Origin of the sequence: Bradyrhizobium sp. 956_D2_N1_4 (genome assembly GCF_052076025.1) — a bacterium.
GTDB classification, from domain to species: Bacteria; Pseudomonadota; Alphaproteobacteria; order Rhizobiales; family Xanthobacteraceae; genus Bradyrhizobium; species Bradyrhizobium barranii.
On the sequence record NZ_CP197237.1, the window covers coordinates 5,925,548 to 5,950,607 of the forward strand.

The 25,060-nt window shown below is 64.2% G+C and carries 19 protein-coding genes; 7 read left to right on the forward strand and 12 right to left on the reverse strand.

The genetic code is table 11. The features are described 5' to 3' along the window. The first annotated feature begins 45 nt into the window (after positions 1 to 45). Positions 46 to 1,269, forward strand: a complete 1,224-nt coding sequence (locus AB7535_RS28100) for a polyhydroxyalkanoate depolymerase (protein ID WP_094184518.1) — start codon at positions 46 to 48, stop codon at positions 1,267 to 1,269. A gap of 42 nt (positions 1,270 to 1,311) precedes the next feature. Here the strand turns inward: AB7535_RS28100 and AB7535_RS28105 are convergent, their stop codons facing one another. From AB7535_RS28105 to AB7535_RS28150, 10 genes are all read right to left on the reverse strand, one after another. Continuing rightward, positions 1,312 to 4,641 (reverse strand): adenylate/guanylate cyclase domain-containing protein, encoded by a 3,330-nt coding sequence (locus AB7535_RS28105; RefSeq protein WP_085405180.1) that lies wholly within the window; start codon positions 4,639 to 4,641, stop codon positions 1,312 to 1,314. Between the two features lie 314 nt (positions 4,642 to 4,955). After that, positions 4,956 to 5,471 (reverse strand): hypothetical protein, encoded by a 516-nt coding sequence (locus AB7535_RS28110; RefSeq protein ID WP_063981455.1) that lies wholly within the window; start codon positions 5,469 to 5,471, stop codon positions 4,956 to 4,958. Between the two features lie 197 nt (positions 5,472 to 5,668). Next, positions 5,669 to 6,106 carry a hypothetical protein gene (locus AB7535_RS28115; protein WP_244623163.1) on the reverse strand — a complete coding sequence of 146 codons (438 nt, stop codon included), beginning with the start codon at positions 6,104 to 6,106 and terminating at the stop codon, positions 5,669 to 5,671. 160 nt (positions 6,107 to 6,266) lie between these two features. Beyond that, positions 6,267 to 7,190, reverse strand: a complete 924-nt coding sequence (locus AB7535_RS28120) for a helix-turn-helix domain-containing protein (protein WP_085405181.1) — start codon at positions 7,188 to 7,190, stop codon at positions 6,267 to 6,269. Between the two features lie 272 nt (positions 7,191 to 7,462). Then, on the reverse strand, positions 7,463 to 9,331 hold the full coding sequence (locus AB7535_RS28125; protein ID WP_094184520.1) for an ABC transporter ATP-binding protein: 1,869 nt from the start codon (positions 9,329 to 9,331) through the stop codon (positions 7,463 to 7,465). A gap of 9 nt (positions 9,332 to 9,340) precedes the next feature. Beyond that, positions 9,341 to 10,267, reverse strand: coding sequence for a 2-hydroxyacid dehydrogenase (locus AB7535_RS28130; protein ID WP_354102321.1), 927 nt, complete (start codon positions 10,265 to 10,267; stop codon positions 9,341 to 9,343). 13 nt (positions 10,268 to 10,280) lie between these two features. After that, positions 10,281 to 11,609: an NAD(P)/FAD-dependent oxidoreductase gene (locus AB7535_RS28135; protein WP_439037389.1), complete on the reverse strand. Its 1,329-nt coding sequence runs from the start codon at positions 11,607 to 11,609 to the stop codon at positions 10,281 to 10,283. A 55-nt stretch (positions 11,610 to 11,664) separates the two neighbouring features. Then, positions 11,665 to 12,540, reverse strand: coding sequence for an ABC transporter permease (locus AB7535_RS28140; protein ID WP_231143245.1), 876 nt, complete (start codon positions 12,538 to 12,540; stop codon positions 11,665 to 11,667). A gap of 2 nt (positions 12,541 to 12,542) precedes the next feature. After that, positions 12,543 to 13,493: an ABC transporter permease gene (locus AB7535_RS28145; RefSeq protein ID WP_166102277.1), complete on the reverse strand. Its 951-nt coding sequence runs from the start codon at positions 13,491 to 13,493 to the stop codon at positions 12,543 to 12,545. Positions 13,494 to 13,520: 27 nt separating this feature from the next. Then, positions 13,521 to 15,212: a peptide ABC transporter substrate-binding protein gene (locus AB7535_RS28150; RefSeq protein ID WP_231143246.1), complete on the reverse strand. Its 1,692-nt coding sequence runs from the start codon at positions 15,210 to 15,212 to the stop codon at positions 13,521 to 13,523. Between the two features lie 202 nt (positions 15,213 to 15,414). Between AB7535_RS28150 and AB7535_RS28155 the strand changes: the two genes are divergently transcribed. Further along, positions 15,415 to 16,047 carry a cupin domain-containing protein gene (locus tag AB7535_RS28155; RefSeq protein ID WP_231143247.1) on the forward strand — a complete coding sequence of 211 codons (633 nt, stop codon included), beginning with the start codon at positions 15,415 to 15,417 and terminating at the stop codon, positions 16,045 to 16,047. A gap of 135 nt (positions 16,048 to 16,182) precedes the next feature. After that, positions 16,183 to 18,039: an ATP-binding protein gene (locus tag AB7535_RS28160; protein ID WP_231143248.1), complete on the forward strand. Its 1,857-nt coding sequence runs from the start codon at positions 16,183 to 16,185 to the stop codon at positions 18,037 to 18,039. Positions 18,040 to 18,050: 11 nt separating this feature from the next. Here AB7535_RS28160 and AB7535_RS28165 read toward each other — a convergent pair whose 3' ends face one another. Beyond that, on the reverse strand, positions 18,051 to 19,076 hold the full coding sequence (locus AB7535_RS28165; protein WP_231143249.1) for an AraC family transcriptional regulator: 1,026 nt from the start codon (positions 19,074 to 19,076) through the stop codon (positions 18,051 to 18,053). Between the two features lie 186 nt (positions 19,077 to 19,262). Between AB7535_RS28165 and AB7535_RS28170 the strand changes: the two genes are divergently transcribed. The 4 genes from AB7535_RS28170 to AB7535_RS28185 all read left to right on the forward strand — a co-directional run bounded on the left by AB7535_RS28170 (position 19,263) and on the right by AB7535_RS28185 (position 23,588). Then, positions 19,263 to 19,712 carry a cupin domain-containing protein gene (locus tag AB7535_RS28170; protein ID WP_063981444.1) on the forward strand — a complete coding sequence of 150 codons (450 nt, stop codon included), beginning with the start codon at positions 19,263 to 19,265 and terminating at the stop codon, positions 19,710 to 19,712. Positions 19,713 to 19,801: 89 nt separating this feature from the next. Then, entirely contained in the window at positions 19,802 to 21,310 is a 1,509-nt protein-coding gene (locus AB7535_RS28175; RefSeq protein ID WP_436855803.1) for a flavin-containing monooxygenase, read from the forward strand. 102 nt (positions 21,311 to 21,412) lie between these two features. Continuing rightward, the gene (locus tag AB7535_RS28180) at positions 21,413 to 22,486 is read left to right on the forward strand and encodes a hypothetical protein (RefSeq protein WP_231143251.1); all 1,074 of its coding nucleotides are present in this window, start codon (positions 21,413 to 21,415) and stop codon (positions 22,484 to 22,486) included. 319 nt (positions 22,487 to 22,805) lie between these two features. Further along, complete coding sequence (locus AB7535_RS28185) at positions 22,806 to 23,588, forward strand: hypothetical protein (RefSeq protein WP_063981441.1); 783 nt, start codon at positions 22,806 to 22,808, stop codon at positions 23,586 to 23,588. A 113-nt stretch (positions 23,589 to 23,701) separates the two neighbouring features. Here the strand turns inward: AB7535_RS28185 and AB7535_RS28190 are convergent, their stop codons facing one another. After that, the gene (locus AB7535_RS28190) at positions 23,702 to 25,045 is read right to left on the reverse strand and encodes a cytochrome-c peroxidase (RefSeq protein ID WP_231143252.1); all 1,344 of its coding nucleotides are present in this window, start codon (positions 25,043 to 25,045) and stop codon (positions 23,702 to 23,704) included. Positions 25,046 to 25,060 lie beyond the last annotated feature (15 nt).

Consider the following 25,060-nt stretch of genomic DNA (forward strand, 5'->3'; position numbering starts at 1 on the left):
TGGCTTCGATATTGCATGACAGCACGGGAAGGTGGGCGTTTCAGTATGATGTCGATGTATTATCAGGCCTTTCAGAACCATATGGACCTCACCGCGCCGTGGCGGGCGGGAGCTTCGTCCGCGCTCAGATTCCTCCATCTGGTGCCGCAGGGCCTATCGGATCAGGTCGTCGGCCGGCTCTCGGCCGCGCTGGAGCTGATCTCGCGCTCCACCCTCACCTATCACCGTCCGGCCTACGGCATCGACAGCGTGATGGTGGGCAACCGCGAGGTCGGCGTCACCGAGGAGGTCGCCTACGCGACGCCGTTCGGCTCGCTGCTGCACTTCAGGAAGGACGGCGTGCCGGAGCAGCCGCGCATGCTGCTGGTGGCGCCGATGTCGGGCCATTTCGCCACGCTGCTGCGCGGCACCGTGAAAACGCTGCTGCAGGATCACGACGTCTACATCACCGACTGGCACAATCCGCGCGACATTCCACGCCGCGAAGGCCGCTTCGGGCTCGACGACTACACCGATCATCTCATCGACTTCCTCGGCCAATTGGGCCCGCGTCCGCACATGGTCGCGATCTGCCAGCCCTCGGTCTCGGCCCTGGCGGCCGCCGCGGTCATGTGCGAGGGCAACCACCCCTCGCGGCCTGCGACGCTGACGCTGATGGCGGGTCCGATCGACACGCGCATCCAGCCGACCAGGGTCAACGAGTTCGCCAAGAGCAGGCCGATCGACTGGTTCGAGCAGAACCTGATCAACTACGTGCCGGTGCAATGCCGCGGCGCGCTCCGCAAGGTCTATCCCGGCTTCGTCCAGCTCACGGCGTTCGTCTCGATGAATCTCGAGCGCCATATCAAGCAGCACATGGATCTCGCCAACCATATCGCCAAGGGCGAGAAGGAGAAGGCCGCCAGCATCAAGACCTTCTACGACGAATATTTCGCCGTGATGGACCTGCCGGCCGAGTTCTACATCGAGACCGTGCGTGACGTGTTCCAGGAGCACCTGTTGCCGCAAGGCAAGTTGATGCACCGTGGCCGTCCCGTGAACACCAAGGCCGTCAGCCGCATGGGACTGATGACGGTCGAAGGCGAGAAGGACGACATCTGCTCGATCGGCCAGACGCTCGCCGCGCAAGACCTCTGCACCGGTGTGCGCGCCTATCGCCGCGTCCACCACATGCAGGCCGGCGTCGGCCACTACGGCGTGTTCTCGGGCAAGCGGTGGAATAACGAGATCTATCCGCTGCTGCGGGATTTCGTGCACGTGAATTCCTGACTGTCATTCCCCGCCCATCGACTGGGGGAAAACGGCACGTGCCTAATGCACTTGCTCCAGCAGCTCTTTCGCTTCCACGACTTCAGAAAGATTTCGCTCCACATCGAATTCGGCCAGCACGGGAGCGAGCATTTCGGATACCCCGCCTGCTCGGCCATTTCTCTTGTGCAGGCGAGCAAGTCCAAGGGCGCTGCGCAGCTCGAAAGTCTTCGTCTGCTGGTGTCGTGCGATCTCAAGCGCTCGGTTGAGGGAAGCTTCGGCACTGGCTTCGTCCGAAGGATCAAGACGCGACAAAAGCTCGCCGCGGGCGCGATGCAGCTCGGCATCAAGCCAATGCTGGCCGGATTGCCCGGTCCACGCGATCAATTCGCTCAAGATTTCCAGCCCGGTTTCGAGTTGGCCCGACGCTGCGTTCGCCAAGGCGACGTGCATCCCCCAAAACGGCTCACAGAGATAGCAGTCATTCTCGTGCAGCAAAGTCCAGCCGCGACGCATTTCCGTCAGTCCGGTCATTTGGTCGCCTGCACGCCACTTGGCGAGGCCATTCAGATAGGTGCCGGCGGCCACATACAACGGCATCGTGTGGTCGCGCGCGAGACCGAGCGCCAAGATCGTCTCCGTTTGCTGCAACACGCCTCCGCATAGTCCGTCGAACACGGCGCGATGAACCAGCGCGTTGGCCTGGGACAGCGCCCGTTTTTCTCCCGAAGCACTCACCGCTTCGGCGGCGAGGCGGCGTGCGCGCGCGATCTTGCCAAGCGGCCAAAGCACCAGGGCAAGAAACCTCATGATCACGAACGGGAGATCCAGTGCCGAAGCCCTGAACGTCGCGGGATCCGGCTCGGCACCATAGATCTCGAGTGCCTGCTCGAGATGCATCCTCGCGTTCAAGTAATCACCGCCGAACCAGCAGGTAACCCCGCCCGTCCAATGTGCAACGACAGCGGCCACCGGTGAGTCCGGTCGTCGGTCAGCGGCGCTCCTGATGGCATCCGCCAGCTCCAGCATCGGAGCGAGTTCGCCGTGTGTCAGGCAAGCATTGAAGAGACCCGAATGGACCGGCGCGAGTTCAACGGGATCATTGATGTCGGCAGCGAACTGTCGGGCACGCGTCCATGCGGCTACCGTTTCGGGAGCGCTATGGCCGAGGCTGCCTCGCAATGCACGGCCATACTCGATTTGAAGATGCAGCCTGCTCATCATCCGGCGGGGATCATCCGGCACCTCGTCGGCGGACGCAATCGCCTTGCCGAGATGCGCGATCGCCTCGGAATAGGCCGAGCGCTTCAGTGCTTGCTGGCCCGCCTTGCGCCACCATTCGAGGGCGATCTCGCTCAGCCCCGCCTCGGTGAAGTGGTGTGCCAGAACTTCCGGCTCAGTCTCGGCAACGACTGGAAACTTCTCGCGCAGGACATCGCCGATGCGCTTGTGAAGCATCTGCCGTTTGCTCTTGAGCAGGCCTTCATAGGCCGCTTCCTGAACGAGAGCGTGCCTGAAGCTATAGTTTGCGTCGGGCGGTGTCCCGCGACGCACCAGCAGTTCCGCCTCTTCGAGTTGCCCCAGCGCAGCGCTCAACGTCAGATCATCGCGTCCCGTCACATATCTTAGCAGCGCGTATGAAAAGTCGCGGCCGATGGCGGCGCCTATCTGCGCCACCTCCTTGACGGGCGCCAGCCGGTCGAGCCGCGCCATCAGCGAATCCTGCAGCGTCGCGGGAATAGCGAGCGGCGGGAGCGGACTATCGAGGCGGTAGCGTCCGGAATCTTCGACGAGCAGTCCGGACTCCAGCACCATCTTGGTCAGTTCCTCAACGAATAGCGGGATGCCGTCCGTCTTGTCGATGATCTGCTCCATCATCTCGCGCGGCAGCTGGCGGCCAACGGTCACCTGCTCGACCAGCGCACGCGTGTCCTGCCGGTCGAGCCGGTCGAGCCGCAACAGGCTGACGTTGGCGAGGCCCGACCAGGAGGGCTCGAACTCTGGTCGGGCTGTCATGAGCATGAGTATCGGCAGTCCCCTGATCCGGTCGACCCCGAGATCGAACAGTTCAAGTGTCGTGGCATCGGCCCAATGCATATCCTCGCAGATAACCAGCAGGGGCTGCTCTCGCGCCAACCCCTCGAGCTGATCGAGAAGCGAGGCAAATGTCTGTCGCCGCTGCTGCGCCGGGCTCAAACCAAGCGGCGGATAATGGTCGCCGGTTGGAATCGAAAGGAGAGCCGCAATGAGCGGTGTCGCCCGGGCGACCTGTTGCGTTCCAAGCGCCAGCATTGCCTCAAGCTTGTCGAGCTTTTGCCCCGGCGTGTCGTGCGAGCGGATACCGGCTGCGCGCTCCAGCTGCGCGACAAAGGGATGAAGCGCGCTGTTGGTGTGGTAGGGCGAACACTGATATCGCACCCGGCGATGCGCCCCCAACGCGGGGTTTTCGGACAGCGTTGCGACAATGCGCGACTTGCCGATGCCTGCTTCGCCGGAGATCAACACCATCTGGCCCTGCCCCTGCCATGCCAACCGCTGGCGCGAGAGCGTGAATTCGATCTCCTCCTTGCGACCGACAAAGCCGATCGAACGCGCTGCGCGGACCGCCTCGAAGCGACTTTCCGATGCGGCCGCCCCCTCGACCGCCCAGACCGCGATGGGTTCGGCTATCCCCTTGACCTCGCGGCGGCCGAGATTGCGAAAAGTGAAGAGATCGCCAAGCAGCCGGCGCGTCGACGAGGCGACGACGACCACTCCCGGTTCGGCCAGGCTCTGAAGCCTGGCAGCAAGGTTTGGTGTATCGCCGACCGTTGCGTGCTCCTCCGACGCATCGCCGCTGATGAGGTCGCCGATCACCACAAGCCCGGTCGCGATTGCGATCCGCAGTTCAACCCGTTCGGTCGCGCCCGTCCTCAGTCGCCCGACCGCAGCGATGGTGTCGAGGCCCGCGCGCACTGCGCGCTCCGCATCGTCCTCGTGGGCGCGGGGATAGCCGAAATAGACCAGTATTCCGTCACCGACGAACCTGGCGATCCTGCCGTCATAAGCAGCGATGACGCCCGCACAAGCGGCGCGGTAGGCCCGGATCACTTCCCACATATCCTCGGGATCGAGACGCGCGGAGAGCGCAGTCGAGCCGACCAGGTCGCAAAACATAACGGTCAGGTGACGCCGCTCGGCGTCGTGAGGAGGAGCCGGCGATGCGATCAACGCGGCTGGATCGAGGTCGGCAATGGCACGCAGCATTTTGCGGCGATGGCCAAGCAGGACTCCGAGCTTATCGAAGTCCTCGGCCATCAGTTCGGGAAGGACGCCCATGTCGATCCCATTTTGGACAAAACGCTCTGCGTATTGTCCAAGCCCCAGCTTCTCGAGCCACTCCGCAATCTGCATTGGCTCCACCGATCGTGCGGTTGGCGGTTAGCAGAATTTTGGACCACGGCGCGGGGACAATATCCCAACGCCACCATGATGGCACGTCTTGTTTGTTGCGCGATAACTTAGGTTGCTCAGTACCGATGCCGCTTCCAAGCAAGGACATTGCTCGATGCAAACGGTCGCGCTACTAAAAATCGTCTGCACGCAGCGTTGAACGACAGAAGTTGCGATGAGCCGTCAACCACTCGCCTTCAGACCTGACGTCAGCACTGGCACTGGTGCCCACATCACGACGCCAAGCAGACGTTTTTCCGTGAGCACAATTGTCTTCATTCTTCGTCCTTGGGCACTACGTAGTTGCGCGCCATCGTTCCCGCCGCAACTTGAAGCGAAGACCCAACGACCCAACAGCCGGCGAGAAACGCTATCAGCGCATTGGGTAGGCTTTGATCAAGGACAAGGATGCTGACGGACAGAGTTGCTGCAATCGCCGCGCCGAACGTACCGGCCGCACTCATGATCTCAGCAACCTCAGAGCCGTTGTATTCTTCCGAGGTGCTCGAAATCGACCTCCGAGCGACAGACCGGGACAAATCAATTCCAACATAATAGCTGAGAGCTCCGTAGAGCATTGTTAGCAGCACGATCCAGCCGCTTTCAAAAAGCCCGCCTTTCTGACGCAACAGGGTCGCACCCACATAGAGGCCGCAAGAGGCCCCAACGGCTGCTAGCCCAATTCTTTCGAGGAGATGGGCCGACTTGATAAGACTGGAACGGGCGATCCCAAGATTACCGGCGTACCTCGTTAGGGAAAATGCGCTGAAAACTGCGTTGCCTATCTTCATTGGGGGCTCCTCAATAAGTAGCAGCCTACCGGCCGACCCCGATTAGAAGCTGCGTGGACGCGCTTCGCGATGCCCTTGATTCCAATTTCCAAAAGATGTGGCTGAGTGATGGGGCTGGCTTGCTCGTAACCAAGACGAGAGCCAGTCCAAAGCTGCGAGCTCGCGGCTTCGCAGGCATTGCATCTCACCCGTGTCTGTCAGTCAGCTCCGGGTGCAGCAATTTCTTGGGGGAGAGTTAGCTCGAAAAGAGAGTGATGGACTATGAGACTGTTCACATACTCCTGTTCCCTGTCGCTCCATCCAGTCACGATCTCAGGAGGACTAAGTTTGCATCGTTGCATACGCGGGAGCGCAGAAGCGCGAACTGACAGGCGCCGTGAGTTCGCAAGCTGTCCCGCGTTGCGCCACGCCAGATCGATTCGCGCCGTGTAGGCCGCGGCGCGCCGCAAAAATCTCGTCAGGCGGATGGCCGATGCCGTCGGCGAGATTGTCGCGATTGTCCTCGTCCGGCCATCGCTGGTCGCGTCCATGGTGCGATCGCCGGGACGGTCGAGCAGGGCCATCCCGTTGAGGTGGATATCGCCGGCTGGGATGCGCCGCGCGAAATCCTCGTGCAGGAAATCGGCGGACTTCACCCTGGCTTCGTCCTCCCTCGCGCGATGTCGCCGCCTGCTGAAGGAATGGCCGGGATGCTTGCCCTGAAGCGCAGCGCCTCACGAATTCACGGGCACGAAGCGCGCGATCTCGCTGGCGAAGCGGCACTGATTTGGATTCTGATTTTGACGCGAAAACGCTCTACTCGTCCCGCCCGCCATGGGTTTCGCGGCGCCATGCGCCCGGACTGACGCCAACCATCTGGGTGAACACCCGCGTGAAATGGCTTTGATTGGCAAATCCGGCCGAGATCGCAATCTCGGACAACGGCAGGTTGCGGACCGTCATCAGCTGCGTGGCCGCCTTCACGCGCTGGCGCAGCAGCCATTGATGCGGCGGCAGGCCGGTGGAGATCCGGAATGCGCGTGAAAAGTGGCTGACCGAGAGGCCGAGTTCGGTCGCGATCTGCTCCAGCGCGACCTTGCCTGAGAGATCGGAGTCGAGCCGGTCGCACGCGCGCTTCACCTGCCATGGCGCGAGCCCGCCGCGGTTAGGCTCAGCGACAGGCTTCAGCCCGCCATAGGTCTGGGCGACGTGGGCGGTGAGCGCGAGCATCATGTGATCGACGAAAAGCTGGTTGGTCTCGTCAGGCCGACGCAGTGCTTCCTGCAAGCTGGCGCCGATATGACGGATGACCCCGTCGTCATGCCCCACACCGGGCTCGTAATTGAGCTCGCCAATGCGCGGCGCGCCGGGTTGCCTCGCCATGTCGTGAAGGGCCGAGCGCGGCAAATAGAAGAAGAGCGAGTGAAACGGCTTGTCGATCACATAGCGCGGGTCGCGCTTGAGGTCGTACAGATAGGTCGCGCCCGCACGAATATCCTCCCTGGTGACGTAGCGGCCTTCCTCCCAACATTCGCAAGCGGGATAGTCGCGGAGCTTCAGGCTGACAAGGTAAGCATCTTCAGCCGGCAACGAGCCGGAAAGTTCGGACGTCGGCTTGTCATTGCGGACTTCGGTGACCGCGAGCTCCGCGCTGCGCAGCGAGCGCGTGATCAGAACCGGAGCTTCCTTCACGTGAAGGCCCCGCCCGAGCCTCTGCCCGTAGACGCCTGCTTGTGTCATTTCAATATTCCATCCGTGAAAGGCACGTCTGCGACGGCCTTTCCGAGTCGATGCATTATCGGAGATCGACGGCAGACGGTCCAGCTTCGCCGGATTAGCATATAGATTGTGGCAGCCGGTCGCACTCCGCCGCGACGAGGTGAATTCATTGTGATTTCAGCACGATTTCACAGGCTTGGCATCGCGAAGGACAACACCGTTAACGTGTGCGGCAGATCATGGCGCGATTTTATCGTGCGTTCTCGAAAGCATCCGCTGAGCGCCTTCGCGCGCTAGGCCGACCATTCCTCGCCCCAGACCTGGACGACGTGGCCGGGCGAAACTTCGCGATACTGCCGGACTGGCGGCTGATAATCCGGTGCGCGCACCGGGCTTCTGATCTCGTCGTTCGAGGTCTCGCGCTTCGTGCCGCGGCGCGATGGATCGGGCACCGGGACCGCGGCCATCAGCTTCTTCGTGTAGGGATGCTGCGGATTGCCGAACAAGGCTGCGCGCGGGCCGGTCTCGACGATCTCGCCGAGATACATCACGGCGACGCGATGGCTCATGCGCTCGACCACCGCGATGTCGTGGGAAATGAAGAGATAGGCAAGGCCCATGCTGGCCTGGAGGTCGAGCATCAGGTTGACGACCTGCGCCTTGACCGAGACGTCGAGGGCGGAGACCGCTTCGTCCGCAACGATCAGCTTCGGCCCGAGCGCGAGCGCGCGCGCAATGCAGATGCGCTGGCGCTGGCCGCCGGAGAATTCGTGCGGAAAGCGCGCGGCCATGTCGGCGGTCAGGCCGACGCGCACGAGGAGGTCGGCGACCTTGTCGCGCGCCTGCGATGCCGTGGCGAGCCCGTTGGCGAGCAGCGGCGCTGCGATCGCCGTCCCCACCGACATGCGCGGATTGAGACTCGCGAACGGATCCTGGAATACGATCTGCATCTGCTTGCGGAAGTCGCGCAAGGTCCGGGCGTTCATGGCGAGGACGTCCTGGCCGTCGACCAGGACGGTGCCGCTGTCCGGCTCCGTCAGCTTGAGGATGGAGCGGCCTGTCGTGGACTTGCCGCAACCGGATTCGCCGACCAGCGCCAGCGTCTCGCCGGCACGCAGGGTGAAGGAGATGTTCTCGACCGCGTGGACGCGGCCCGAAACCTTGCCGAACAAGCCGGAGCGGATCGGAAAGCGCGTGGTGAGGTTGGAGACTTCGAGCAGCGGCCGCTCGGCGGTTGAGACCGTCTCAGGTGTCTCCGTCGGCTCGTCCGAGGTGCCCGTCACCTTGTCGACGATCGGAAACCGCATCGGCCGCGTCCGCCCGCCCATCGAGCCGAGACGCGGCACAGCCGCGAGCAGCGCGCTTGTGTAGGGGTGCGAGGGTGCTGCGAAGATGCGCGCGGTCGCATCGGTCTCGACGGCCTGCCCGCCATACATCACCACGGTACGGTCCGCGATCTCGGCGACCACGCCCATGTCGTGGGTGATGAAGAGGATCGACATCCCCTCCTCCTGCTGGAGCTCCTTCAGAAGCTCCAGGATCTGCGCCTGGATGGTGACGTCGAGTGCCGTGGTCGGCTCGTCGGCGATCAGCAGCTTCGGCTTGCAGGCGAGCGCCATCGCGATCATCACGCGCTGGCGCATGCCACCGGAGAAACGATGCGGATGCTCGTGGAAGCGTGATGCCGCCGCGGGAATGCGGACACGATCGAGCAGACGGATGGTCTCGGCCTCCGCCGCCGCGCGCGACAGGCCGCGATGCTGGATCAGCGCCTCGGCGATCTGGAAGCCGATGGTGAGCACTGGATTGAGGCTCGTCATCGGCTCCTGAAAGATCATGGCGACATCGTTGCCACGGACATCCGTCATGCTCGCTTCGGACAGCGTCAGCAGATCGCGGCCCGCGAGCGTGACGCGCCCCTCGACCCGGCCGCTCTCCTTCGGAATGAGCCGCATGATGGAAAGCGCGGTGACGCTCTTGCCCGAACCGGACTCGCCGACGATCGCCACGGTTTCCTTGGCCGCGATATCGAACGACACGTCGCGGACGACGGGAATCCATTGCCGCTCGCGCAGAAAGGACGTGGTCAGGCCCGCGACCGACAACACGGGCGCCTGCGCTTCGGCAACGATTGGATCAGGCCTGCTTGCGCCGGTGCTCATGCGATTGCCCTAATAGCCGCGACTACGATCGACGCGCCCCGGCAGATCTTCGCCGCGGCGATGGCGCGCGATGACGTCGAGCACGAAATCGACGGCCGTATCAGGCGTCGTCATGCTGGCATTGTGCGGCGTCAGCAGAATGCGCGGGTGGCTCCAGAACGGATGGCCCGCCGGCAGCGGTTCGGGATCGGCGACGTCGAGCACCGCACCGGACAGCGCGCCGCTGTCGAGCGCCGCGAGAAAGTCGGCTTGGACGAGATGCGGGCCACGCCCGACATTGACGAGCCCTGCTCCGCGCGGCAGGCGCGCGAACAGATCGGCATCGAGGATGCCGCGAGTCTCGTCTGTCAGCGGCAGCAGGCAGACGAGGATGTCGGCCTGCGCGAGAAACTCCGGCAAGGTGTCCGTACCGGCGTAACAGGCGACGCCTTCAATCTCGCGCGGCGAACGATTCCAGCCGAGAAGCGGGAAGTCGAACGCCTTGAGCCGGTCGAGCACGGCCTGGCCGAGCTGGCCCAGCCCCATCACGCCGACACGACGACGTTTGGCCGGCGTGATCCGGATCTCGCGCCAGACCTGTTCCCTCTGCTGGCTGACGAAGTGCAGGAGATCGCGATGCAGCGCGAGCACGGCCATGGTGACGTATTCCACCATGGTCTCGGCGATGCCGGGCTCCAGCATGCGGACGAGCGGTATGTGCGGTGGAAGTTTTGTGGCATCGAACTGATCCACGCCAGCACCGACCGAAAAGACCAGCTCGAGATTGGGAAAGGCCGTCGCGATGTTATCAGGCGGTACCCACGCCACCAGGTAGCGCACCTCTGCGGGATCGCCGATGTCGGGCCAGAGCCGGAACGGCACATCGGGCGCGCGCTCGGCGAAGAAGCGCGCCCATTCGGCGCCGCGAACCATGTTGGCCTTGTAAAGAACCGTCATGCCGCCAGCACTCTCAGAACGGGCTGACCGGCGCGAGATGCCGGCCGTCGATCATGCGCTTGTGGCTGTAGGCCGCGGGATCGACCAGCGGCGTCGCGCCGGTCACGATGTCGGCGGCGAGCTTGCCGGCCGCAGGACCGATGCCAAAGCCGTGGCCGGAGAAGCCGGTCGCGAGGAAGAAGCCGGGCAAGGCATCGACCGGCGAGATCACGGGAATGGTGTCCGGCGTGCAGTCGATCGTGCCGCCCCAGGCTTCTGCGATCTCGATGTCCTTCAATTCGGGATTCGACTTGATCAGCGAAGCCAGCGCCGCGTTGACCAGCGACATGTCGGGTGCCGGATCGCGCACCCGCTCGGTCTCGAACGGCGACGGCTTGTCGAAGCTCCAGCTCGTGCCGCGCACGATCTGGTCGAAGAACGACTTGCCGAACGACAGTTTCAGCCCGTTCTTGCGATGCAGGTAGGTCGGCCAGAAGGTGCGCGCGTAGCGGAACAGGTCTGGCGACAGTTCGACCGTGCCGCGGCCGCGCAGCGCCAATGTAAAGCCGCCGTCGAGGCGGCGACGGATACAGTAGAAGTCGGTGCCGAGCGCGCCGGACGTGATCTCCGGTCCCGGCGTGGTTCGGCATGCGGTGGCGTTGACGAGACCGATCGGCAGCTCGATGCCATGACGGCGGCAGAACAGCGACGACCACGCGCCGCCCGACAGCAGCACGGACTGGGTGCGAATGGTGCCCTTCTCGGTGACGACGGCGCTGACCCGTCCGCCCTGCGTTTCCAGCCCGCGTGCAGCGCAGCCCTGATGGATGGTCACGCCATGCTTGCGCGCGGCGGTGGCGAGCGCTGGCACGGCCATCGACGGCTCGGCGCGCCCGTCGCTCGGCGTGTGCAGGCCGCCGACCCATTTCTCGGAATTGCCGGGCAGGCGCTCGGCGACTTCCGCCGGCGTCAGGACGGTCGAGTGAACCTGCATCTCGCGCGCGGTAGCGGCCCATCGCTCCCAACTGGCTAGCTCGTCCTTGCTTTTGGTCAGGAACAGCACGCCGGTGCGGCGGAAGCCGGCATCGACACCGGAATCGTTCTGCATGTCCTCCCATAGCCGGAGCGCCTCGCTGGCCAGCGGGATCTCCTCACGGGCGCGGCCCTGCTGGCGGCACCAGCCCCAATTGCGGCTCGACTGCTCGCCGCCGACATGGCCTTTCTCGACGAGGGCAACGGAGAGACCCTTCTTCGCCAGATGGTAGGCCGCGGACACGCCGATGACGCCGCCGCCGATGACGACGACGTCCACCTGCGCCGGCAGGCGTTCGTCGCTGTTTATACGGGTGAGCGGCGGGGACATGGGACACTCCAGCTATTCAGTTCGATCGAAGCAAGTCGGCTCGGGGGCGGGCTCATCATGGGATGTTCATTCGCGGGTCGAGCGCGTCGCGCAGGCCGTCGCCGAGGAAATTGAAGCTCGTCACCGCGAGCGTGATGGCGACGCCCGGCGCGATCGCAAGCCACGGCGCGCTGGTGAGATAGATCTGCGCGTTGTTGAGCATGTTGCCCCAGCTCGCGGCCGGCGGCTGGATGCCGTAGCCGAGATAGCTGACATAGGATTCGAGCAGGATCGCCTTGGCGACGTTCAGCGTCGCCGCGACCACGATCGGCGCGATCGCGTTGGGCACGAGCTCGCGAAACATGATCCGCAGATTCGACGAGCCGAAGGCGAGCGCGGCAACCGCGAATTCGCGCTCGCGCAGCGAACGCACTTGCGCTTCGACGACGCGCGCCACGGCCATCCACGCTGTGGCAGCGATCAGCACGGTCGTGGTGGCGAGACCGGGCTCGGTGAGCGCCGCCAGCGCGAGCAGCAGGAAGATCGTCGGAAAGCACAGCACGGCGTCGACCAGCCGCATCAGGACCGCGCCGACCACGCCGCCATAGAAGCCGGCGAAGGCACCGACGGCGATTCCGACCGCCATCGCGATCACCATCGCGACGATGCCGATCGTGAGCGAGACGCGTCCGCCCATCATCAGTCGCGCCAGCACGTCGCGGCCAAGTTCGTCGGTGCCGAGGATATGCGCACCCGACAAGGGCGGCGCGAACCGCTTCATGATGTCGATATAGGTGTCGTCGAACGGCAGCAGATAGGGACCGAACGCCGAGCCGAGGACGAGAACCAGAATGATGACAGCACCCGCAAGCGCAAGCCGGTGCCGGCGGAAGCGCCGCCATGCGGCCTGGCCGGGCGCGAGCTGAGCGGTCGAGAGGGTCGCAGCCGTCATTCCTAGCCCACCCGGATGCGCGGATCGACGACGGCGTAGAGGATGTCGGCGAGCAGCGAGCCGATCAGCACCATGGTCGCCGAGAACATCAGGATGCCCATCACCACGGGATAGTCGCGGTAACCGATGGAATCCAGGAACAGCCGGCCCATGCCGGGCCAGGTGAACACGGTCTCGGCGACCAGCGCACCGCCGAGCAGCGTCGGAAACTGGAGGCCGGCCACCGTGATCATCGGCAGCAGGGCGTTGCGCAGCGCGTGCACGGTGAGGATGCGCCATTCCGGCATGCCCTTGGCGCGCGCGGTGCGGATGTAGTCCTGGTTGATCACCTCGAGCATGGAGGAGCGCATGAAGCGGCCCCACATCGCGGTCTCGACCAGCGCCAGCACCAGCGCCGGCGCAATCAGATGATGCAGCAGGTCGAGGAAGGAGCCATCGCCGACGGTTTGGCGATTGCCGGCCGGCAGCCAGCCGAGCTTCACCGAGAACACGTAGATGGTGACGAGGCCGAACCAGAAGGTCGGGATCGACAGCGCGATCATGGCGCCGACGGTCGCCAATGTATCGAACAGCGAATAGCGGCGCAGCGCGCCCAGCACGCCGATCCAGCAGCCGAGCAAAACCGCGATGATGGTCGCCGTCGCCATCAGCTCCAGCGTGGCGCCGAGATGGGAGGAGATCACAGACAGCACCGCCTCGCCGTCGCGGTAGGACTTGCCCCAATCGCCTTTCAGCATGCGGCCGAACCAATCGAGATACTGGATCGGCAACGGACGATCGAGGCCGAGCTGCCTGGTGACGCGGTCGAGATCCTCCTGCGTCATCTGCGCGGACGCCGCGTATTGCGACAGCGGACCGCCGGGGGCCAGATGCAGGATGGCAAACCCGATCGCGGAGACGATCACCAACAGCATGATCGCCTGCGCCAGGCGGTTGACGACGTAACGGGCCATCTCAGGCGATCCAGCGAGCCTGAGGCATCAGGCCCAATACCATTCGCGGATGTTCCAGCAGTTGATGGAGGTGTTGATGTTGGGACGGAAGCCTTGCAGCCCCTCCTTCACGCCCTCGGCGATAAAACCCTGGAACAGCGGCAGGATGGCGAGGTCGTTGCGGATCAGCTTTTGCAGATCGCCATAGGTCGTCTTGCGCTGGGCGAGATCGAACTGCTTGGCGCCCTCGGCAAGGAGACGATCGGCCTCGGCGCTGTTGTACTGATAGGTGTTGAAGCCACGGCCGCCCTTGGCAGGGATAGCGCCGGAGCCGAAGCGCGGCGTCACGTCGGGGTCGCTGCCGAGCATGAAGTTCACGGACACCAGCACCGAATTGAACTTCGACTGCTGCCAGAAATCGCCCCAGATCACGGCGGCGGGCATGTTGTTGACGCGCATCGCTGCGCCGATCGCGCGCCAGTCCTGGATCAGGAGCTGCTGGGTCTGCTCGCGCACCGCATTGCCCGACGTCGTCGAGTTGGTGAATTCGAGCTTGACCCCACCCTTCTCGCGGATGCCGCCGGAGCCGCGGGTCCATCCGGCCGCGTCGAGCAGCGCGTTGGCCTTGGCCGGATCGTATTTGTGCTGCGGCAGGCCCTGCTGGAACGACCAGGCCTGTTGCGGCACGAAGCTCTCGGTCTGCGTCGGCAGGCCGTAGTTCAGCGCATCGATGATCGCCTGCTTGTTGATGGCAAGGTAAAGCGCCTCGCGCACCGCGCGATCGGCGAAGGGGCCGAATTCGAGGTTGGGCGCGACGTGCTCCACCGACGACGTCGCGGAGACGAAGATCTTGCGCGCCTTCAGCGTCTTCGCCTCCTGCACGAAGTTCGGCAAGATGCCTTGCAGGCCGGTGTAGTCGACCTGCCCCGTGCGGAACTGGGTGTAGAGGACGGTCAGATCGGGAATGTACTTGAAGACCACGCGTTCGACGTAAGGTCCCTTGCCGTAATAGCCGGCGTGGGCATTCAATTGAATGTGGTCGCCGGGCACGCGCTCGCCCCAGCGGAACGGCCCGGTGCCGACAGGCGCATTGTGGAACGGCGAGGCATTCGGATCCGACAGCTTCTCCAGGATGTGCTTCGGCACGATGAAGGTGAGCGACAGGATCGACATGTAGGGCGAATAGGGAGCTTCCATCCGCCAATGGATCTCGTCGGGCGCGACGACCTTGATGTCCTTGACGAGGTTGTGGCCGACGCGGTTGCGGACGCGGAATTCGGGATTGTTGATCAGGTCCAGCGAGAACTTCACGTCCTCGGCCGTGAACGGCGTGCCGTCGTGCCATTTCACGTCGCTACGCAGCTTGATCTTCCAGGTCAGGCCGTCGGCCGACAGGCCGCCGTTCTCGACGGTCGGGACTTCGCGCGCGAGATCAGGGACGAACTTGCCGTCGGGTTCGATGAACCAGAGCGGCGAGAACACCTGCCACCAGATGCCCTGATCGACCTCGATCCCCGGCATCAGCGGATGGAAGACGGTCGGCTCCTGCGACAGCGCCGCGATCACCTGCCCGCGCGGCTTGTCCGGCGGATTGGTCGGGCGTTCGGTCTGCGCAAAGGCGTTGCCTGCAAGGGTCCATCCCGCCGCGGCGCCCGCGCCGAGCTGGAAGAATTGTCGGCGATTCGGAATGCCGAGATGATGCAGTCCGCCAACGCCGAACTTGCCGGTGCTGTCTGCCATGACCAGTCTCCGTTCCCGCACACGGCACCGTCTCCCGCGCCCCCGAGACCCGGCAAGGGACAGGAGTGGGCTTTAGTGCTTCTAAATTTTTCAGTCAAAAGTTCATCATGACTAAATACAGCTGTCAATCACATTGCTAGGATGCGCGACCTTTTCACGCCGCCGGCCATTCCGGCGGCGAGGCAATGCATGGGAGAGCGACATGGATGGTCGCGGCGATACCAACGGCCCGAAGGACGCCCCGGCGATCGAGGCCGACGATGCGGTCGACCAGCGGCTCGGCGAAACCGTGCGGCTGCTGCGGCAGCGCGCCGGCCTCTCGATCCAGGACGTCGCCACCAAGACCGGGCTCTCCAACGGCATGATCAGCCAGCTCGAACGCGCGCGTGCCATGCCGTCAATACGGACGCTGCGCCTGCTCAGCATCGCGCTCGACGTGCCTATCTCCTATTTCTTCGAGACCACCGATCCCGCCGACGTGCAGCGCTACATCGTGCGCAAGAACAGCCGGCGCCTGTTGCGGCTCACCGCCAGCGGCGTCGTCAAGGAAGCGCTGACGCCGGCAGACGAGGGCCAGCTCGAACTCTACGAGCTGACGCTCAACCCCGGCGCCTCGTCCGGCACCGACTTCTTGCAGCACACCGGCGAGAAGGCCGGGTACATCCTGTCCGGCAGCCTGCGGCTGTGGCTCGACAACCAGGCTCATCTGCTCGAGGCCGGCGACAGTTTCCGCTTTCCGAGCATCGTGCCGCACATGTTCGACAACCCGACCCAGCAGGCCGCACGTGTGATCTGGGTCACGACGCTGCGCCGGACCGATTCGCCGGCAGGTTGAAGCGCGGCGAACGCCGGCGCCCCACCGGAAATTGCCCCTCGACGCAGGCCCGCAGAGTCTGTAGCTGACGTGAAGCCGGAGCAATCTACAGCGCGAACGCGAGGGTCCCGCGATTGACGTCGCTGGTGTGAGACCATGAAACTCAGACCGCTTCTGACACTCGCGATGGCCGCGCAGGTCGCCGTGACCGCCGCGGCCCTCCTCGCCTCCTATGCCGCGACCGGGACTGGGTTCGGCTTTGCCCAGGTCGTCGCTTTGCTGGCAAGCGGCGCCGTCGCGGTCCTGCTCGCACGCCTGTGCACGCGCACGATCGAAACGGCGCAGGACAAACGCGCTGCCGCGCAACTGGCCGAGCAGGCCCAGGCCGCCGCACAGATGACCCAGGCCGTCATCAAGACCGCGCTCGACGCCTTCGTTCAGACCGATGCGAACGGCATCGTCCTGGAGTGGAGTGTCCAGGCCGAGGCCCTGACCGGATGGACCCGCAAGGAGGCGCTCGGCGCCGACGTCGTCAACCTCCTCATCGCCGAGCCGCTCCGCGACGGCTTCAGGCAACGCATGATGCGGCTTTTGCCGGAACTGTCGGATACGCCGATCGGCATCCGGTTCGAAGCGACGCTGCTGCACCGGAACGGCGACCAGATCCTGATCGAGGCGTCGAGCACGGCGCTCCAGCTCGGCGGGCGCACCATCATCAACAATTTCGTCAAGGACGTCACCCAGAAGCGCGCGGCCGAGGAGCAGCTGATCCAGGCCCAGAAGATGGAGGCGGTCGGCCAGCTCACCGGCGGCATCGCGCACGAATTCAACAACATGCTCACCGTGATCACGGGCACGATCGAGATCCTCGCCGACGCCGTGAAGGACAACCCGCCGCTTGCGACCATCACCAAGCTGATCAGCGAAGCGGCCGATCGCGGCGCCGCGCTGACGTCGAGCCTGTTGTCCTTTGCCCGCAAGCAGGCGCTCCAGCCGGCCGAGATCGACGTCAACGAGCTGCTCGAAGAGGTCGCAAAGCTGCTGCTGGCGACCTTCGACAAGAAGATCGAGATCGTGTCCAGGCTTGACCGCAAAGTCTGGCTGGCTTTCGCCGACCGCGGCCAACTGAGCGCGGCGCTGCTCAACCTCGCGATCAACGCCCGCGACGCGATGCTGGATGGCGGCAAGCTCACGCTGACGACACGCAACGTGGTGTTCGGCGTGCGCGAGGCCGTCGCGGTGGGCGCCGGCTATGCCGGCGACTATGTCGAGATCGAGATCGCCGATACCGGCACGGGTATTCCGCAAGCCATTCTCGAACGCATCTTCGATCCGTTCTTCTCGACCAAGGATGTCGGCAAGGGCACCGGGCTCGGTCTCAGCATGGTGTTCGGCTTCGTCAAGCAGTCCGGCGGCGGCATCAAGGTCACGTCTGAAGAAGGCCGCGGCACGATTTTCACGATCTACCTGCCGAAGGCCGAGACCAGCACGCTCCGTCCCGCCGGCTATGACGAGCGCAAGGTCGTGGGCGGCACGGAAACCATCCTTTGCGTCGAGGACGATCGCGACGTCCGCCAATATGTCACCGTCCAGCTCGAAAGCCTCGGCTACAAGGTCATCTCCGCCGCCAACGCGACCGAAGCGCTCGCCATCGTGGCCGAAGGCACGCCGTTCGATCTGCTCTTCACCGACATCGTGATGGCCGGCGGCGTCAACGGACGCGAACTCGCCGAACAGATGGTGGCCGCGCGGCCCTCGCTGCGGGTGCTGTTCACGTCGGGTTATGCCTACGATTCGCTGCACGCGCAGGGACGCGCCACCATGGGCTCGCCGCTGCTGGCAAAGCCGTACCGAAAGGCCGAGCTCGCGCGCATGCTGCGCCGCTCCCTCGACACCGCCGTCGACGCAGCGGGCGATCCGATCCCGACGCCGTACTCGGTGCAGGCGGATGTCGAGGGCTTTTTGCGCAGGCAGGCGGCTGAAGACAGCGGCACGACGCGATCGCGAAAATAGATGTCTGCCGCCTAGCTCATCCTTCGCCGCAGCGTTGCCGACGGCGTCTCGCCGAATTTTTCGCGGTAGGCACCCGCCATGCGGCCGAGATGGGTGAAGCCGAGATCGAAGGCGATCTCGGTGATGGAGACATCTGGCGAAGCCTGCGCGAGCCGGGCGTGCAGAGCAGCGAGGCGCATGTCGAGCAGCATCTCCGAGATCGACACGCCGAAGTGGCGGCGGAAGCCGAGCTGGAGCGCGCGGACGCCGATCCCGGACGCGCAGGCGAGCTGCGCGAGGTCGAGCGGCTCACCGGCATTTTCCGCAAGATGGTCCCGCGCGGCGCGGAGTGCACGCGGCAGTCGCTCGGCTTGCCCCGAGAACCTCCTGATGGCATCCGACAGGCCATGGCGCTGGCCATTGAGGAGATGATCGAGCAGCACCTCGCGCCAATCGGCCATTGCGACCGGTGAAAGCCTGCCGGACGGCCCGAGACGCTCGGCGAGCAGCATCAGCTCGGCAAGGCTGGTCCGAAAGGCCTGCCCCGCCGGTGCGTCCAGGTCGATCGCGGCATCAAACTCGACTGGGCCGGCCGCCCTGCCCGACAGCGACGCAGCGCGTTGCTCGACCAAGCGACGGTCGAGCAGCAGGATCGCCTGCGCACAGTCGCTCCACGTCATCCGGGTCGGGATGGTCGGCGACAGCAGCGACGCCGTCCGGCCCGGCGCAGCATCGATTTCGCTGACGCCGGCACGAATGCGGGCGGTGCCGGTGAGCGGGACCTGTACCAGGAAGAAGCGCTCGAGGCAGCCGGGATCGATGCTCACCGACCCGCCATAGGCGACATAGTTGATGGAGAAGCCGTCGAACGCCGCGCAATTGTGCCGGGCTGAGAACCCCGGTCCGCGCGGCCGTACCGGCTTGAGATCGTGCGGGCAGAAGATGCGTCCGATCTGCTCTGCCGCTTCGTCGACATCGTCCGTGGTGACGCGGGCGAAGTCCGCAAGCCGTTCGGCTTCGGACCGCCGCGTGCTCATTTCCAGCTCGGCTGCGGACATCGTCGACCACGCCTCGGGTCACGGAGTTGCTTTAAGCCTATAATAGTTCCCGGGACGCGAAAAGAGCCGCGTCGCAAAATCGTCGTGCTGCATGGCAACAGCCGCATCCGGATTCGTTTAGCGGATAGACAGCGACCGTCGACGGGCCGAAGCTCCATCCTCGCCGGAATCCATGAGGAGTGAGCCATGACTGCACTCGAAAAGGGCATAACCGCTGTTGGCACGGGCTATGGCGGAAAGAGCTGGAATATCCTTGGCCAGGTCTATTTTCCCAAGGCCGTCACAGATTCCACCTTCGCGTTCGAGACCAACAGCGAGCCCGGCCAGTTCGTGCCCGTGCACATCCATCCGACCCAGGACGAGTTCATCCTGGTGCAGGAAGGCACGCTCGACCTCAAGCTCGACGGCCAATGGGTCAAGGCCCATGCCGGGGATCTCGTGCGCATGCCGCGCGGCATCCCGCACGGCTATTTCAACAAGTCCGACAAGCCGTGCCGCGCGCTGTTCTGGGTCTCGCCGATGCAGAAGCTGGAGGCGCTGTTCAACCAGCTCCACAATCTGACGGACCCCGCCGAAGTCGTGCGCATCTCGGCGCTGCACGAGGTCGACTTCCTGCCGCCCGAGGCCAACGATTAGGCGGCCAGCCTTCTCGTCCAGTTTCATCTGCCTGCAGGTCCGCCGGGCGCGCATCGCGGCCGAGCGTGGTCGCTTGCGCCCGAAACACCTTGATTGCGAGGAATCCCATGGTCAGTCCCAAGCATGTCTGCGTGATCGGCGCCGGCGTCTCCGGCCTCGCCGCCGCAAAGGCGTTTTCCAGCCACGGCCACCGCGTCACCATCGTCGAGCGCAGTGCCGATCTCGGCGGCGTCTGGGAGCCGGCGCGCTCCTATCCTGACGTGCAGACCCAGAGCCCGAAGGAGCTCTACCGCTACACCGATCGCGCCATGCCGGACACCTATCCGGAATGGCCGACCGGGCCGCAGGTCCATGCCTATCTCGCCGATTATGCGAAGGGCTTCGGTCTCGACCAAATGCTGCGCCTGAACACTGAAGTCGCAGGCATGGCGCGGCGCGCCGACGGCAAACCGGGCTGGACGCTCGCGCTGTCGAACAAGGACGGCACGACGAATGAAGATTTCGACTTCGTCGCGGTCTGCACCGGGCAGTTCAACGAGCCGCGCGAGCTGAATTGCCCGGGCGAGGACGGCTTTCTGGCGCAGGGCGGCCAGATCCTGCATTCGTCGACATACAGCGATCCGACGCTCGCGAAAGGGCGGCGCGTCGTCGTGCTCGGCGGCTCGAAGTCCGCGACCGACATCGCGGTGAACGCGGTGAAATCAGGCGCCCGCGAGGTTACCATCGTGATGCGCGAGCCGGTATGGCGCATCCCCTATTTCATCGGCGGGCTCGTGAACTTCAAGCGCATCCTCTACATCCGCGCGCAGGAGGAGATGTTTCCGGGCTGGGGCGCGAGCTCCATGGCACGGCTCGCGCACCGCATCGCCGCGCCGCTGATCTGGGCGAACTGGCGCGGGCTGGAGAGCCTGCTGAAGGCGCAGCTCAAGCTGAACCGCTGCAAGATGGTGCCGAAGGAGCGGATCGAGGACGGCGTCAACTGCTCGGTGCCGATCGCAACGCCGGACTTCTACCCGATGGTCGCCGACGGCCGCATCAAGGCGGTGTTCGGCAGCTTCGATCACTACGAAGGCGACCGCATCGTGATGAGCGGCGGCGAGCGCGTCGCCGCCGACGTCGCCGTGCTCGCGATCGGCTACAAGCTCGGCGTGCCGTTCCTGCCCGAGGCCTATCGGCAGAAACTTGTCGATGCGGACGGGCAATACCGGCTCTACCGCCTGATCGCCAACCCTGATCTGCCGGAGATGGGCTTCGTCGGCTTCAACTCGTCGTTCTGCACCGTGCTCTGTGCCGACCTCGCGGCGAACTGGCTGGTTCGCTATGCCGACGGACAGCTCGCGAACCAGCCGACGGCGCAAGCGATGCGCGACAATGTCGAGATGATGCTGCACTTCAAGCGCGTCGAACGGCCGGCTGCCGGCGTCTATGGCGGCCTCTGCGTCGCGCCCTATCACTACCGCCATTTCGACGAGCTCATGGCCGATATCGGCGCCAAGAACCAGAAGCGCGGCGGGCTTGCCGGACACTTCCAGCCGCCGGATGCGGATGCCTATGCGAAGTTCCTGACGACGGCGCCGGACTACCGGGCCACAGCATAAGGTCGGAGAACCTGGGCTGAGCGGGATTTGCAACTCGCCAGTCCGCGCGTTTGATGTTTACGATCCCGTGACCGACGAATCTCCGGCACATGGGAACCGGCCATGGGACGACGATGTCACGCCGCCATAGCCCTGGCGGTGCTTGGGCTGATCCTCACGACGTTCACAGTCGGCCAGGCACAAACGCTTAGCGCGAAGCAATCGGAGGCGCTCGCCACCTACGATCGCGCGCTCGGCGATTTCAAATCCATCCTTGCCGAGCGGCGCCGACAGATCGAGGCGAAGGAGCCGCTGCCGAACCTGCCGGGACAGGCGCTCTATCTGGCGCGCGTCGCGGTCATCAGCAGCTACAAGGATCTCACCGACGCCATGCCGTCGCGAATCGGCAAGCCCAACAAGTTCGAGATACCACCGGCCTATTTCGACGCCGACATCGAGCCGCTGATCGACGAATATTCAAAGCTGTTCGACGTCATGGAGGCGCCGCCCGCGGGCGCGCAGAACTCGGCGACGCCGTTCAAGGACGTCGTCGATCTCGCCACAGCGATCGCGCGGGCCAAGGGGCTTGCACCAGCTCACGCCGAAGCTGCGGGCCGGATCAGCCTCGGGCTGTTCTTCGCCGAGACCAACGGCAAGCAGAATGTCCGCAACGGGCGTTCGAACACCTATATGGGCAGCTTCCAGACCGGCCCGTCCGAGGACCGCAACGGCCGCAGGAAATGGGAGGCCATCAAGGGCGACATCGCGGCGGCCAACCCCGAGCTGGTCGCGCGCGACGACAAGGAAGAGGCACGCGCCCGCGGCACGGACTATCGCTTCAACCACTGGACCAACGTGCGCGACGGCCTGATGAACGCGCACGCGGAGGTGTTTCGGGAGATCCCGGGAATCGTGAAGACGCTTCCCGATCCGATCGACCAGATGAAGTTGTTCGAACTGATCCAGATCGTTCCCACCCCGACGCGGTCCGCGCTCAAGTCCGGCGATCTCCTGAATTACAGGGTGTCCAGTCCAACGATTATGAAGCACCTGCGCAACAACAGCATCTTCGCGTTTGGACAGGCCGACCGGGCGCGCAACTCGGCCAGCTTCCGGGAGATCCTCGGCGCGATGTGGCTGTTCAACCGGAAGTTCGAGCGCGCGATGGCGAAATATTCGGAGATCAAGGGGCGCTGAGGACATACAGAAGGGCGACGCCCCGCGAGACTCAGCACAATTATAGATAGAGTGTGAGCTAGTTCATATCAGCGACCCCATGCCGGGCGTAGTTTTGCAAGGAGATGTCTCGCGTCCCGGCGCCAAAGCGTTGCGGGTTTCCGGACGTCAAGCCGAGCGAACATCTGTCAATCCATAGGAGGACAGGCCATGAAGTTCGCAGCACTGCTTTTTGTCTTCACTCTCGCCGCACTCACGACGACTGTTCCTGCAGATTCGGCCAACGCGTGCGCGCGCCCCTGCGGACACTATTGTTGCGGATAATCGGCGGAGAATTCCAATGCGCCCATTGGTCAAGTGGGGGGCATTAGTCGCGATCGTGAGCATCGCACCACTGGCATCCGTGGCCGCGATACATCTACGCACGCCCCCAAATAAGCTCAACGAAGCAATCACCGCTATCGGCTTTCACCCGATAACGCCACCGGTCCTCCTGCGCGCTCCAGGCTCCATCTATCATGTCTCTCCGAACGGCCAGGATTACGACATGCTGTGCGAAGTCTCGCCGGATCGGCTGGTCGGCGTCACTCGTACTTCATCTTCAGCGACCCAGGTCACTTCGGAGCTACGAAAGACACAGTATTCGCTCGACTCAAAAGTCGTGCGTTCGATTCAGTCACATACCGATGCAAAATTGGCAGAAGCTGTAAAGCTCGAGCTTGATGACGTTCAAGTGTTGGAAATCTCACTTGAAGATCTATCAATCATCGCGGAGGAGCTGTTCCGCCGCGAGTCCTGCGATCGGGAAGTGAAACGTTATCTGGAAAACGGGGAATACGTTTGCCAGGGACAGCGGGTTCTCAAGGCGTCGACGAAATACGTCGCGGCCTATGACAATTCAGCGGCGGGCTCCGTGGAGCAAACGACGGACTTGATAAGGAATAATTTCGATCCGACTGTCAGCATACAGGGCGGTCAGAGCCTCTCTGGAGCGAACCTCTATTATGGAATGAGACTGGCACCGCGGTGCCTGTCCCTCCAGGATGCCAAAAGGCAGCCACGGCCGCCATCCTCGCTCTGGGACAGACTGGTCAATCACTTTCCTTCGCTTGAGTTCTTTTGAATACGGCCACGCGATCCGACACGGCGGCAGGAGTGTTCATGCAGGCGATGACTGACTTTTTCGCCGCATCCGCATCCCGGAATCATGCGTCGACACTCTAATTCGTCGGCACTCTAATTCTCCGCCTTGTAGCCGTCCGTCAGTGTCTTCAGAAACGCGATGATGTCGGCTTCGTCCTGCTCCGTCATTGCCGGCTTGTCGCCGGGGTGGCGATCGAAGGGCGGATCGGTGACGTCGACATTGACATGATATTTTTGCGGCAGGTCGTCGTATTTCCGCATCGCGCCGTCGGCGCCGCGCGGAAAAACCTTTTCCGGATTGGTGTCGCGAAAATTGTAGAAATCCAGGACCTGCTCGAGGGTACTGAAAACGCCGTTATGGAAGAAGGCGTGACGCGTCGCCGTGTTGCGCAGCGTCGGCGTCAGGAACATGCCGCAATATTGCGTCTGCTCGGGAATGTCGGTGCGCTGCGGGCCGCAGACGCCGAGATCGAAATGGTTGGGATCGCGGTTGCCGGCGAGCGCGGCATTGCGCGGCGCGCCGAGCGCCTCGTATTGGTGGTCGGTGAACAGCGGCGGCAGGCCGTCGCGGGTCGGCGCCGAGGTGTGACAGCCGGCGCAATTGGCCTTGTCAGGGTCGTTGAACATCTGCAGGCCGCGCAGCTCGCTTTCGGACAGCCGCGCCTTGCCCTCGAGCCAGTAGTCGTACTTGCTGGTGTAGGGATGGAAGCTGACTTCCTCCACCTGATAGCGCGCAACCGCGAACATCGCCTCCGCGATCAGGAGTCGCTGATTTCTGAGCACGCCGGCGCCGAACAGCTCGACGAAGCGATTGGCGTAAGGCGCACGGCGCAGCTTGTCCGCGACGATCTCGGCACTGCCGCCGTCCATCTCGTTAGGGTCGAGCAGCGGGAACAACGCCTGGTCCTGGAGCGTGTCGGCGCGGCCGTCCCAGAACAGGCCGCCCTGCGGCACGATGTTCGCCGATGCGCCGCTGCCGCCGGCGGTCTTCGTCGTACGCGCGGCCTGCTGGCCGATTGCAGCCATCTGCGCGAGATCGATGACGTTGTCGTCGTCGCCCTTGTCGGGGCCGATGCTGAAATTGGGATGGCGATCGAGATAGGTCAGCGACGGCACCGCGCGTGCGCCTTGCCGCGACAGGGCGGCGCCGCCGAGCATCACCGGTCCGTCGTTGGGCGGGCCGTAGGCGTGATCCGGGCTGTGGCAGGACGCGCAGGACAGCGCGCCGGACGACGACAGCGACGCGTCGTAGAAGATCTCCTTGCCGAGCTGCGCCATCGCGGACAATGGCGCGACGGGCGGGCGCATGAGGCGAACCGGATTCGGGTTCGCGCCGAGCTGGCTCGTCTCCGCAAGTCCTTGCGTCCCGGCCGCAAAGACAGCGCCGGCCAGACAAAGCAGGCCGGCGCCGAGGAGCCACATGGTGCGGCTGTTCATCAAGCGTCCCGTTGG